A 12,941-nucleotide genomic window follows, 5' to 3' on the forward strand; every position below is an offset into this window, starting at 1 on the left:
TCCTTCCTTTTTACGTTTGTTTACCGCAATTTTAAGCTTCCGCTTGTCATCTCAATATCGACTAAGTGTGTCCCTTTCCCATGCGTGCCTGTAAAACCTCGGCCTTCACTGTCCGCTTGGTCAAAATCATACGAATGATCAATACGTCCACTCGTTTTTTTCACTTGGACTTTGAAATCTCCCTCATCTGGCAAGTTAAATTTCGCACTGCCTGATGTCATGTGAAAGTCGACTGGTGAATCAATTGTATCAAAGCTTGCTGTCAGCCTGCCGCTTGTCATGCCTAATTGCAGCTTTCCTTTTACATCTTGAATATCAGCACGACCAGAAGTGGCACCAATATCACTTTCCTTCGCATCAATATGAGACACCGAAAGTCTGCCAGAAGTCGCTTTGATTTCCACACGATTTGCTGAGAAGTTCTCAGCTGTGAGGTTTCCGCTCGTTGATTTGAGCGTCACATCTTGAAGAGACAGCTTTCCTTCGCCATTTACTTCGCTCACGCCGATTCCACCTGTTATTTTCACATCTTTATGATAATCTGTTGGAATTTTGACTAAGAGTTCTCCTTTTTCAAATGCAGAGAAAAACAAAAATCCTTTATTTTCAGCACGGACTTTGAATGTTCCGCCTGTTTGTTCCGCATACATTTTCCCTTTTCCATTCACAACCATCACAGAAATATCCGAACGATCTTCCGGCTTCACCTTGATGCGAAATCCAGAAAGAGAGATATCTAATTGTTCAACCTCATCCTTTTTCGCTGAAGCTGTTGTGACCGCTTTATCACGAGAAAAGCTCAAATGAAAGAGATCTCCATTTTTGAAAAGCATCCCAATCATCAAAAAAACACCAACAAGTATACAAATTAGACCAATGAACCGTTTCATTTATATCATCCCTTTATCCTTTGACCTTTTTATTATAAGGAAAAGCGAAACAGAAAGAAATCAAATAACGGAAGAAAAATCCTGTTTTTCTTCCGTTTTGACACATTTCCATTAGTTTGTCGGCTGTTTCTCAAGCTGCTTTGATCGCTTAAGCTTTTGCCATTCCTTTTCAACCTCATCAGCGTAATCAAGATGAGCATAAGCACCCTGATCGGCAAATTGTGCATAGCTACCCGCTTTTGTCTCCATTTCCTCTATACGGTTCTCCATGCGTAGAAATTCTTTATAAGCACTTTCACTATCAACCTTATTCATAGATTCATTCATATGCTGCTTTGCCTGTGCGGCATTGGCTCTTGCAATCAGCGCTTGCTTCTTGTCTTTAACATCACGCAGCTTTGTTTCTAGATGCTGCAACTGTTCTTTCAGCTCTTTCAGCTGTTTAACAGATTGCTGATAGGCTTCTTGATATTCGTTGTGCTTTTCTTCAAAATACTTCATTTCAGTCAGTGCTTTCCGTGCAAGTTCTTCTTCTCCTGCATGAAACGCCAGCTCCGCCTGTTTCTTTCGCTTATCAGCAAATGCTTCTGTTTCTTCTGCTTTTCTCAAGAAACCTTGCTGAATGGTTTGCTGTTTGATAATCGCATGCTTCGCTTTGGCAATATCGTCCTCCATATCACGAACATATTGATTCAGCATGACACGCGGATTCTCCAATTTATCTAAGCCTTCATTGACTGTTGCAACAAACATATCACGTACTCTTCTTAATACCATTTCATATTCCTCCCTTTATTTTTTCTTTAAAAAGTCTTCCCATTCTTGATCAAATGACGTGTGCATAGATTCTTCCATGTTCGGTGCCGTGTTTGGCTCCATATATGTTGTTCTGCCGGATGATTCCTTTGCAGATTCACCATTGATCATCTTCCAACCAAAGTAGAGAAGTACTCCAGCAAATGCGATTCCGAGTAAAAATGGCAGTGACTGTGCGACGAGCAATACACCGATAATAGAGAGTATGACCCCTGTTGTTTTACTGCCTTTATCATATTTTTTGACACCTACATAAATGAGCCACGCCCCAATCAAAGTCGGGATCAGCCCGCCCAATGAACCACCAAAGAAGATGGATAAACCGATAAACATCAGGATTGAACCGATGATGGTTTTACTTGTGATTTTCATCTTCATGCCTCCTTTCTTGCTCCTTGCTTTAACTATAGTCAAAAAAGGAAGCCGACAAAACGTGTCGTAGATTGATCTTTGATTGCGACCAGAGTCGTAACATGGCTCAGACTGAACGGTTGAATCCATAGAAAAAGCACTCTTCGACTAGAAGAGTGCTTTTCCTCATTTAGAACGAAACACATCTGCACTTCGTTCATATTCAACATCTGCTTCACCGAGCCGATGATTCACAATACGGGCGGCAGCAAATAAATAATCGGATAGACGGTTCACATATGTGAGCGTAACTGCTGAAATTTCCTCCTGCTTTGCGAGTGTCACAATATGCCGCTCGGCTCTCCTGACGACTGTTCGCGCTACGTGTAAGAGGGCAGCACCTTCCTGGCCGCCAGGTAAAATAAATTTAGTCAGCGGCGCGGCTTCTTCTACATACACGTCCATTCGCTTTTCAAGGACTGTGACAGATTCTTCTTTTAACTTGCCTTCTTTAGGTGGTTTCACCGCTGCTAAATCACCGCCGCAGTCAAACAGTTCATGCTGAATGACCATCAGCTCAGACAGAATATCTTGAAACAATTCGCCATGCTGCCTTAAGTTTGCATGGGCTAGTCCAATCAAACTATTCGCCTCATCTAATGTACCGTACGCTTCTACCCTTGCGTCATCTTTATCAGCCCGCCCGCCAATCAAGCCTGTTTGACCTTGATCTCCGGTTTTTGTATAAAGTTTCATTGAGGTTCCCCCTTATCCATTGCTTGTTCCTTTTAGTATACCCTGAAGTGGAAAAGATGTATTTGTTTTATTATGAAACACTTTTATTCAAAACCTCTTCATTTCCACTTTATATGTTGAATGATGAAACATCACATTTTATAATAAATGAAAGCGCTTTTTAATTATGACAGATGGGTGGGATGATAGATGACTTTACAAAACAAAGTAGCCATCATTACAGGTGCAAGCAGAGGGATTGGCCGCGCCATTGCGGAGGCATTTGTCTCTGAAGGAGCTAAAGTGGTGCTGAACGGAACGAATGAAGTGCTATTGCAAGACGTTTGCTCCTCTCTGAATAAAAAAGAGACACGCGCTGTTTCTGTCGCTGGTGATGCTAGTTTACCAGCGACAGCTGCCTCCCTCGTTGAGAAGGCAAAAAACCATTTTGGACAGATTGATATATTGGTCAACAATGCTGGGATCAATTTGCGGAAATCAACAGTCGATACATCTGTTGATGAATGGAAAAGACTAATTGATATTAATTTGACGGGTACGTTTCTCATGTGTCAAGCAGTCATTCCTGACATGATCAAACAGCAAGGCGGGAAGATTGTCAACATGAGTTCAACTACTGGCAAAACCCCTCATCACAATGCATCACCCGCTTACGGCGTTTCAAAGGCAGGGATCAATTACTTAACGATGCATCTTGCCAAAGAATTAGCAGCACATCACATTCATGTAAATGCTGTCTGTCCTGGGCCAATTGAGACAGACATGAGCAAACAGTGGAGTGATGAATACCGTAGATCTGTTTTAGAAAGAATTCCTCTGAAAACAATTGGAACACCGCAGCAAGTCGCAAACGCCGTTACCTTTTTAGCCTCTGATCAATCAGATTTTATCACAGGGGAAACCATCAACATGAATGGCGGAACGTATATGAACTAAAGAAAGAGCCTCCATTGGATGGCTCTTTCTCTTTTACTATCGGTTCTCTCTCGTACCAGAAAGCATGATTGCCTGCCGAATAGCTTCTTCCATACTCGCAGAATCAGCCTTTCCTGTTCCTGCAATATCAAATGCTGTCCCATGATCGACACTTGTACGGATTATAGGCAATCCAACTGTAATGTTCACGCCTGATTCTAAGCCAAGCACCTTGATTGGCCCATGCCCTTGATCATGATACATCGCCACAACGATATCAAAGTCGCCTCTTGTCGCCCTAAAGAACAGTGTATCAGCTGGTAGCGGGCCAAATACTTGAACCCCTTCATCCTGTGCTCGTTCTACCGCTGGAATGATCTTCTCCTCTTCTTCTCCGTTTCCAAACAGACCATTCTCCCCGGCATGCGGATTAATCCCGCACACAGCAATTCTAGGTGCAGGGATACCAGATCGAACGAGGGTATCATGAGCCAGTTTAATCGTTGTGTATACACGCTCAGGATTGATTTTTAAGATGGCATCCATTAATCCGATATGTGTCGTCACATGCACCACTTTTAAATTAGGAGCTGCCAGCATCATGGCATAATCGTCCGTACCTGTCAGGTCAGCTAAAATTTCTGTATGCCCTGGATACATATGACCAGCCTTATGAAGTGCTTCCTTGTTTAACGGTGCTGTACAAATGCCGTCAATTCTACGGTCATTCGCAAGTGTAATGGCTTTTTCAAGATATCGAAAAGCGGCATTCCCTGCTTCTTTTGAAATCTCTCCTACTGGAATATCGCTTGTTAATAGATGAAGATCAAGACAAGGAACGGCACCAGATTTTACTTGTTCCGCTTCCTCCGGTTCTTTAATACTGACGATCTCCACATCTGTATTCACAAAATCTTTCGCCCTATTTAATATATGGGTGTCTCCAATGACAAATAGAACGGCTTCTTCATGTAAACGGCTTTGCTGGAAGGCTTTTAAAATAATTTCAGGACCAACCCCAGAAGCATCTCCCATCGTTACAGCAATGATTGGTTTTGCCATTCGTCTACCCCCTCTATGTTTTTCAACACTTCAACCGCATGGAGCACAGAATCTTTTTGACCATATGCCCCTGCTTTTGTGACCGCATATACACTCGTATCAACGAGCCGCCCAAGCGGGATGCCGGGTTCAATTTCTTTCAACAGCTGAATCCCGCCTGCTCCAAGCTCATGGCATATCGCACGCGCCGTATCTCCACCAGTTAAAAAAAGGCGTTTCATCCCTGTTAATTCAACAATGTCTTTTGTGATCTTACCAAGACAGACAGATAAGGTACTTCCTACTTCTTGTCTTGTCATGCCATTCGCTTCACCGTATGCCAACATCTGTTCAACCATTTCTGGCCTTGCGTCTGTATAAAGGAGAATATCTTCATCCTGACGCATGAGCAGCTGATCCATGACTGATTTCCTTTCCCATGCTTCACGGCCGTTTAATACATTCAACGGGTTCACTTTCACCTCGAGACAATCGTGTTTTTCTCTTAAAAAAGCAAACTGCTCATTTGTTTTTTGAGAAGCACTTCCTGAAACGATGAGAACAGATTCATGCTTTTTTGCATGAGAAAGATTGCAGTGTTTCGCGACATAGGATGATAATGCGCCAGCGAGTCCGGCTGACCCGACCCAAAGCACTCTTTGATTGATCTTCATAAACAAATCAACGATCTGTGTTAAATCATTGTTCGTTTCTGCATCACACACAAACCATTGATGACCATGTTTTAATAAAGATGAAATGTCATGACTCGTTTCGTTTAGCTCTGAATAGACCGCTTGCTGCGAAAGATGTTTTGGCTTGATGTTTGTCTGCTCGTCAATTAAGTCTGAAATACTGGATGTCAGGACAGGCGTTTTTGGGTCCTTCGCTGCTTCTGATAGATGAACAGGCACACCCTCCACATAATGAATCCCATAGGCCGTAGATCTATTCGCATCAGGGTAAGCGGGGGCAATGACTGCCGCATCAAACCGGCCAAGATCCATTAGTGCCTGAAGCTCTACTCCTATATTTCCTCTTAACGTTGAATCTATTTTTTTAAAGAAAAGGTGCGAATCCCCTTGTAGAAACGGCTGAATCACTTGACTGACCTCATTATACGCTCTTTCAGAAGACATACTTCGTGAGTCTGTATCGACAATCAGTACATCTTCCTCCTTGTACCGGCTCATATCCTCAAGTGACGGCTGGAACAGCACAGAGGCTTTTAAACCGGCCTTCACAAATTGAACACCTGTATCACTTGCGCCTGTTAAATCATCAGCCACAATGATCACCTTTTGCTCTAAGTTCGCTCCTTTTTTTAATAGATCGTTTGTCATTTAGACACCTCGGTCTCATTACATATTATTCCTTTAGCTTTCTCCACAGCGTCGTGCGGTTAATATTTAGCCGCTTTGCTGCTTTTGATTGATTCATATTTTCTTCTTCCAGCACCGTCCGAATGATTCGTCTTTCAATCTCGTCAAGCGTGCCATGTAAATAGCTGGACAGCTGTTTTTCTTCATTCTCAGAAGCAAGTTGCTCAATTGCCGGCTTTGCTTTACTCAACGTGATATATCCACTTTTTGTTGTCAGCACCAGTTCTTCCATAATCCGCTTGAACTGCCGGACATTTTCTCTAAATCGCTCGTTTTGAAAGGCGGCAATCACTTCTGCTGACAGCCCAACAACCTGCGTCCCATAAAGAGAATTTAATTCAGCTATAAATAACCGGCTCATATCCTCAATATCTTCTGCCCGTTCAGATAACGGCGGGACATGAATGACGAGCTCCTGCAAACACGTATATAGGTCTTCATGAAACGCCCCAGATTGCATCAATTTGAACAAATCAACTGTAGATGCAGCCATCCAGCGAATGTTCTGCTGATGATGAATAAGCTGCTCGGCCATGAGGGGCTGCATAGCCATTGGGACACGATCAATATCCTTCAGAAAGATCGTCCCTTTTTGATGCACCGGAATTATGTTTACATCATCTAATTCAGCCAAACGGCTGCAATGCACCGTCATAAAGCTCTCATTTTTCCTCTCGCTCATTTGGTGAATAGCAAAAGCAAGGATGGATTTACCAGTTCCTTGTTCACCATAGAGACAAATCGATCGATCTGTTTGGCTGAACGCCTTTGCCCTTTTAATCACATCTTTCATATTTGAACTCTGCTCAGTAAAAAGAGCAAATGGATGTGCTGAATGAACAGGTGCAGCCAGCGTCCATATACGCTGCCCCTCCCTATTAATCACAGCAGAAGGCTTCTCAATCGTCAAAAGCAGCTCACCTTTAGATAATAAGCTTCCTTTGACATGCCACACTTGCTGCTGAAAGGAGATTTGAGAATATCCATTTTGTTTTCCTTCTCGAACCGCTTTTACTGCTGGTTCAAGCGCCGGGCACCAAGCCATCACATCAACATGAGACGTAAACGGTGCAAATAACCCTTTTTCTGTCCATTCTTTCATTTGTTGATTGATAAAATAAAGCTGATTGTGCTGATCAATGATCAGCATCCCTTTTGACTCCTGATCAATCATTTCACGAAAGAGGCGCTGCTCAGCTGTCGCCTCTTTATATAAACGGTACATTTGTTTTGCTTGATGAAACGCTTCTTTGACAGATTCACGTCCTGAGGTAATGAGCATGCTTTGCATCCCCAACTCCTTGGCCGCTTTATCTGTAATCACATCCCCCAGCACAACCTGTGTCCCTTGTTCCTGTAACTGCTGTAAAAGATCCCACACTTCTTCCTCTTGCTGTATCGTATAAATATCAATTTTGATCCCGTATAACTCTCCGATGGTGCGTACACCTTGTGTAATATTTTCAAATCCAACAACTGCTTTTTTCCCTTGGTAATCTTTAATCAGCGTGAGGGCACGAAGCAAGTCGTAGCCTGACACAGGGATATCCACCACTGGAATGTTGACGTGTTTTTGAATAAGCGCAGCTGTCCCCCCGCGGCTCATAATAATATCCATTCCTTGAGCCTCGGCCTGTTCTGCCAGTGCAACACCAGACCTAAGATCTCCGACTTCAAGCTGGAATGTGATGCTTTTTTCGTCTTTGGCAAGGTCGATTAATACATCGCCTAATCCTTTATACGGCGCAATACCTAATACTTTTATACTCATGAAAAGGACCCCCCATTTTTTATCTCTTCATCGTGAGACATACGTTGAGGGAGTCCAAATGTTAGCAAATTGAGACAACCCTCCAAACATCAATTATAAATGAAGAAAATGAGGGTTACAATTCACGGAAACACTGATCCCTTGCGGTTAAGACGTGTGATGAGTCCATTCTTCTTTCACACACACATACTTGATGGCCTGCCGGTAAAAAGTAAACGCAATGTGCAGACTACCATCTTTTCCTTCTGTGATGGATGGATAGGAATACTCTCGATTCAATTTGTCCTTTGAGTTGTTTGTCATGGCATATCCATCGCCAATTTCAAGGTTACGTCTGACGGGCCATGTCGCACCATCATCCGTCGAGATGGCAAGTGTCATTGGCGCACGCGGTGTTCCCCAAAAGGCTGGACGCGCCTCTGTATCAACAGCCGTTCGTGTATCGCCTTCATCCTCAATCTCATCATACAAGGACGCTCTTCTTTCTGTTTGATCATCCGCATTGATATGGTTATAAACGAGGGCAAGATGACCATTATGGAGCACCGTAAATTGAATGGATGAGTTATTGTTTGGCAGCTCTGTTGCTCTTGGCTCAGACCATGTCCGTCCATGATCCACTGAACGGCTCATATAAATCGAATCAGCAAACCGGCTTCTAAAGAGGGCAAGCAGGGAACCATCCGCACATTTTCCGATATTCATATGAACACAGCCAGTACTGTTTGGCACAGTGACCTCTTCCCAGGTCTTCCCTTGATCTGAGGAAATCTTCACAGCACTGACATCACGGTTTCCTGTCCATTTTACGCCAGGAATCGTTTTACAATAGAACACCGGAAGGAGCCAATCATCATTATCCAATACAACAATAGGCTGTCGTATAAACGTCCCCGGCTGATCAAATAAAGTACCAATCTCTCCCCAAGTCTCTCCTCTATCCTCCGATAAACGATATCTCACAAGAGCTGTATCTTGATTGCCAGAAAGTTGTGCTGTATAAAGCAGCCACAGCCTGCCATCTTTCTCTTGAAAAAGAACTGGATTTTGTTCAGATCGTGTAGAATCATCAGACAGCTTCACAGCCTTCGTCCATTGATTACTTCCTTGCTTGAGCCTTGACATATAGATAGAGATATCAGGAATTCCTTCTTGCGTACCGCCAAACCATACACACAGCAAATCTCCATTATCCAGCTCGATGAGATTAGCCGCATGGTTTTGCACGCAATCTGTTGGTAGAAAGGCTTCTTTTCTTGCTGCGTCTTGTTCATTTTGTCGCAATTTTCCATCTACTTTGATCATGATGTCTTCATTTGTCATCATAATTCTCCTTTCAGTGATTGATCCTTTTTAGCTGGCGGGCTGATCCATCGATCCATCACCAGAACTAGGAAAGGAATGATAATGGCCACATACATATTATCGATTCCAAATGGATTATCGAGTAAATACCACACCGTCGTGGCGATGCCTGAAGCGGCAAGACCAATGGTTGCTCCTCTATTTGAATTAAAGTATGGCAAGTAAAAGCCCATTGCTGCTACAACTGCAATCGATGTTCGAAGTGCTCGTGTAAAAAAGGAAAGTGACAGCAACTCTGGTGCAAGTGCGACCCCCACAAGCGGCACAATCCCAACCATGACAGCTACATACCGAGTCACCTTCATACGCTGCTCTGGTGATGGTTTCTTTTTCGGTACATAAAAGTCATCAATAATCAACGTGGTTGTAGCAAGTGCAACCGTCGAGACACCAACAAAAATGGATGCGACAAGCGATGTTGCCACAATAGCGCTCAAAATCGGATTCATATGCTGTAAAAAGACAGGGAAAGCATAAATAGGGTCAATGTCTGGATACAAATAACGGGCTGAGACACCGATGATCCCGATCGCAATGGCAAGCGGCAAACAAAGGAGTGCTGCATACAGGGTCGATTTTTTCGCTTCTCGCTCACTTTTCGACGAGGTGATCGCTTGAATGATAAACTGCGTCGCAAAAATGGCCCCCATGTTTCCTATAAACCAAGCTCCAATCGTTCCCCAACCGATGGTCCCATCCCATGTAAAGAAATGGTCGGGTAATGTTTGTTTCATTGGCTCAAAGCCTTTTGTTAAATAAAGGGCTACCCCTAGTGTAATTAAAATCCCCGCATACTTCACAATTGAATGAAGGATCGTGACCCATGCAACCCCCTTCATTCCTCCGAAAGTAAAATAAAATGTACTCACAACCGCCGTGATGATGGCACAGGTCATTAAAGGAAGGCCAAGAATGGATGCAATGGCAGCTGAACCACTTAAATAGTTTCCTAGATTCACTAAGAGCAGGGCTGCAATCATAATGACAGAGACAACAAGCTTTGTTGATTTCCCAAATTTTTGATCAATAATACCTGAAATCGTGTATTGTCCTGTTCGATAAAACTTTCCCACTAAGAAAAAGGAAAAAATAAAAAAGGCAATAGCAACTGTGATAACAGACCATGAAGCGGAAAGCCCATGTGTAAAAGCAGATTCAGCTGTTCCGACAGTTGACTTCGTCCCAATGAATTCACTCATTAACAAAATACCGACCACAATAGCTGGAAGTGACTTAGCGGCATTGTTAAATTCTGAGTTAGACTTACTGCGGAAACGCATCGTCAGCCAGGTCGTAAACAGAATATAGAGAATAATGACGATTAAAATAAATGTGATGACAGAACTGCTTAAGACATTCACTTAAAATCCCCCTTTGTGTGCAAGCCGTATGAAGCAACTTCTTATGTCCCATCCCAGTGACGTATGAAGTGTTAAACGTGGAGCAGTTTCATGTAGACCTGTTCAATATCAGAGACAGACATCGGCTTCGGGTTGTTATCCATTAATCTCTTCACCTCTGAAGCAGCTTCAGCAAGTGCCGGCACATCTTCTTTTGACACACCGAAGGCTTTGAGTTGTTGAGGAATGTGTAAATCCGCTGTCCACTCTTCAACTTGACGAATCACTTGCTCTGCAAGCGTATGCTTTGAGCCTTTCTCTTCGATCCCTATCACTCTAGCAATATCTTCAAGACGATCTTTGATATGGTCTGCATTAAACGCCGTGACATGAGGAAGCAGCATGGAATTAGCGACACCGTGTGAAATCTTGTATTTCCCCCCTAACGGATAAGCCATTGCATGAACAGCAGCGGTTCCAGCACTTGTGAGCGCCATCCCGCCATACATGGCACCAACCAGCATATCTTCCCTTGCTGTCATATTATCCCCGTGATGATAGGCCTCCTGAATACTTCCTGAAATGAGCCTCATCGATTCGAGTGCAAACATATCACTAAATGGATTGGCTTTATTTGAAATATACGATTCAAGCGCATGCGTAAACGCATCCATCCCTGTAGCTGCGGTAATGGCTTTTGGCAATTTGAGTGTCAGTGCGGGATCTAAGATCACAAGATCAGGCAAAAGGTATGGGCTGACCATGCCAATTTTTAATTCTTTTTCCGGAAAGGTAACAATCGCGTTTGGTGTCACTTCTGATCCCGTACCTGAGGTTGTTGGAATGAGAATCGTTGGAACTCCTCTTTTTTTAACAAGGTTCGTGCCAACGAGATCAGAAATTGGCTGATCATTCGTCTTTAGAACAGCTAATATTTTGGCCGCATCCAGCACACTCCCGCCACCAATCCCAATAATGGCTTCATGCTCCCCTTTTAAAAATGTCTGGAATACGTCCTCGATATTTTCTTCCGTTGGTTCAGGCTTAATCTCTGTGCTGATCTCACTCGCAATCCCTTTTTTCGCAAGTTCTGTTTTGATTTGATCTGCGTAACCAAGAGACACGATGGATGGCTGCGTTAAAATAAAAATCGATCTCAACTTACTAAGTCCTAATAGCTCTAGTTTCTCCCCAAGGAGCTCTAGAGAGTGGGCGCCAGAAACAATGTGTGATGCCGTTTGAAAGTGATAATGTGATATTGTCATCTCTTCACGACTCCTTTGCTGCTTTTGCTTGTATCCGATAATTCTCCATCATGTTCGCCACAGCTTCTAAAGCCTCGCCGGATAATGCTTTGACCGGGCTTTTTGGCGGACCTACAGGAATCCCTGAAAGTTCAGCTGCTTTTTTCAAAGGTGCTGGTAACGTTCCTAATGTGAATGTCGCTCTTAACGGCTGCAGCTGCTGCTGACATTGCTCACTTTGGTCAAGATTTCCTTGCTGAAACGATTCATAAATGCCAACGACGGTTTTGGGAAGCACATTTGCCGTTGCCGCCACTGCACCTGTTCCGCCTAGCTTCAATGTCTCTAAAATGAGGGAATCCGTTCCTGCAAGCACGACAAACTCTTCATCCTTTGTGACATCGAGATACGCTTTGATATTGGCAATATCTCCACTACTGTCTTTAATACCTAACACATTCGGTAGGACGCTGAGCCTTGCAACCGTCTCTGGCGCAAGTGACACACCTGTTCTTGATGGAATGTTATAAAGTAAAATGGGGATGGTCACATTTTCTGAAATATGACGAAAATGCTCATACAGCTCCTCTTGTGATGGCGCAACAAAATAAGGGGTGATAACCGACAAGACATCTACGCCTAATTCTGCGAACTTGTTTGACAGCTTAATGGTTGCATCAGTGCTATTCTCACCTGCTCCCATGTATACAGGCACCCTGCCGCCCGCAGCCTTTACAACAGTTTCAGCAATTTGAAGCTTTTCTTCCTCTGAAAACAAATGAAATTCGCCGTTTGTCCCTAAAGCAAAGATTCCGTGCACACCTGAGTCGATTAAATGATCAATGAGTTGCTTTGTCACTTCTGGATGAAAATGCTCTTCTTCTGTAAGCGGTGTCAAAATGGCTGGAATGATTCCCTGAATGTTCAAATGATCCTCCCCTTCCGATTGTTGCATTTTTAAACAACTAATTATTAAAACGCTTTCATGATTCTTATTATAAAAGCAATATGATTTATTTAGCAACATATTTTTCGTTTTTTTCAAATATTCAGTGGGTGACATAAGTAGA

At 43.2% G+C, this 12,941-nt stretch carries 12 protein-coding genes; 1 reads left to right on the top strand and 11 read right to left on the bottom strand.

Annotated elements, in window-relative coordinates:
- Positions 1-20: 20 nt before the first annotated feature.
- The 4 genes from MKY11_RS16000 to MKY11_RS16015 all read right to left on the bottom strand — a co-directional run bounded on the left by MKY11_RS16000 (position 21) and on the right by MKY11_RS16015 (position 2,813).
- On the bottom strand, positions 21-890 hold the full coding sequence (locus MKY11_RS16000; RefSeq protein WP_039168176.1) for a DUF4097 domain-containing protein: 870 nt from the start codon (positions 888-890) through the stop codon (positions 21-23).
- A 111-nt stretch (positions 891-1,001) separates the two neighbouring features.
- Positions 1,002-1,667, bottom strand: coding sequence for a PspA/IM30 family protein (locus MKY11_RS16005; protein WP_138278987.1), 666 nt, complete (start codon positions 1,665-1,667; stop codon positions 1,002-1,004).
- Between the two features lie 15 nt (positions 1,668-1,682).
- Positions 1,683-2,078, bottom strand: a complete 396-nt coding sequence (locus tag MKY11_RS16010; RefSeq protein WP_024719792.1) for a hypothetical protein — start codon at positions 2,076-2,078, stop codon at positions 1,683-1,685.
- A 165-nt stretch (positions 2,079-2,243) separates the two neighbouring features.
- Positions 2,244-2,813 (bottom strand): cob(I)yrinic acid a,c-diamide adenosyltransferase, encoded by a 570-nt coding sequence (locus MKY11_RS16015; RefSeq protein WP_138278988.1) that lies wholly within the window; start codon positions 2,811-2,813, stop codon positions 2,244-2,246.
- 189 nt (positions 2,814-3,002) lie between these two features.
- Between MKY11_RS16015 and MKY11_RS16020 the strand changes: the two genes are divergently transcribed.
- Positions 3,003-3,749, top strand: coding sequence for a 3-oxoacyl-ACP reductase family protein (locus MKY11_RS16020; RefSeq protein ID WP_039168189.1), 747 nt, complete (start codon positions 3,003-3,005; stop codon positions 3,747-3,749).
- A 36-nt stretch (positions 3,750-3,785) separates the two neighbouring features.
- On the opposite strand, the gene pdxA is transcribed toward MKY11_RS16020, so the two are convergent.
- The 7 genes from pdxA to dapA all read right to left on the bottom strand — a co-directional run bounded on the left by pdxA (position 3,786) and on the right by dapA (position 12,799).
- Positions 3,786-4,790, bottom strand: coding sequence for a 4-hydroxythreonine-4-phosphate dehydrogenase PdxA (gene pdxA / locus MKY11_RS16025; RefSeq protein WP_138826415.1), 1,005 nt, complete (start codon positions 4,788-4,790; stop codon positions 3,786-3,788).
- Positions 4,766-6,112 (bottom strand): four-carbon acid sugar kinase family protein, encoded by a 1,347-nt coding sequence (locus MKY11_RS16030; protein ID WP_138278990.1) that lies wholly within the window; start codon positions 6,110-6,112, stop codon positions 4,766-4,768. The genes pdxA and MKY11_RS16030 overlap by 25 nt, the downstream gene beginning before the upstream one ends.
- Positions 6,113-6,137: 25 nt before the next feature.
- Positions 6,138-7,922: a PrpR N-terminal domain-containing protein gene (locus MKY11_RS16035; RefSeq protein ID WP_342501596.1), complete on the bottom strand. Its 1,785-nt coding sequence runs from the start codon at positions 7,920-7,922 to the stop codon at positions 6,138-6,140.
- Between the two features lie 147 nt (positions 7,923-8,069).
- A complete protein-coding gene (locus MKY11_RS16040) occupies positions 8,070-9,245 on the bottom strand; it encodes an exo-alpha-sialidase (RefSeq protein ID WP_160758009.1) in 1,176 nt (391 codons plus the stop codon).
- Positions 9,245-10,648: a sodium:solute symporter family protein gene (locus MKY11_RS16045; RefSeq protein WP_008347100.1), complete on the bottom strand. Its 1,404-nt coding sequence runs from the start codon at positions 10,646-10,648 to the stop codon at positions 9,245-9,247. The genes MKY11_RS16040 and MKY11_RS16045 overlap by 1 nt, the downstream gene beginning before the upstream one ends.
- Positions 10,649-10,719: 71 nt before the next feature.
- The gene (locus MKY11_RS16050; RefSeq protein WP_342501597.1) at positions 10,720-11,892 is read right to left on the bottom strand and encodes an iron-containing alcohol dehydrogenase; all 1,173 of its coding nucleotides are present in this window, start codon (positions 11,890-11,892) and stop codon (positions 10,720-10,722) included.
- Between the two features lie 4 nt (positions 11,893-11,896).
- Positions 11,897-12,799, bottom strand: coding sequence for a 4-hydroxy-tetrahydrodipicolinate synthase (dapA, locus tag MKY11_RS16055; RefSeq protein ID WP_342501598.1), 903 nt, complete (start codon positions 12,797-12,799; stop codon positions 11,897-11,899).
- Positions 12,800-12,941 lie beyond the last annotated feature (142 nt).

The sequence above is a fragment of the Bacillus sp. FSL W7-1085 genome (genome assembly GCF_038595035.1).
In the GTDB taxonomy this organism is placed as follows: domain Bacteria; phylum Bacillota; class Bacilli; order Bacillales; family Bacillaceae; genus Bacillus; species Bacillus altitudinis.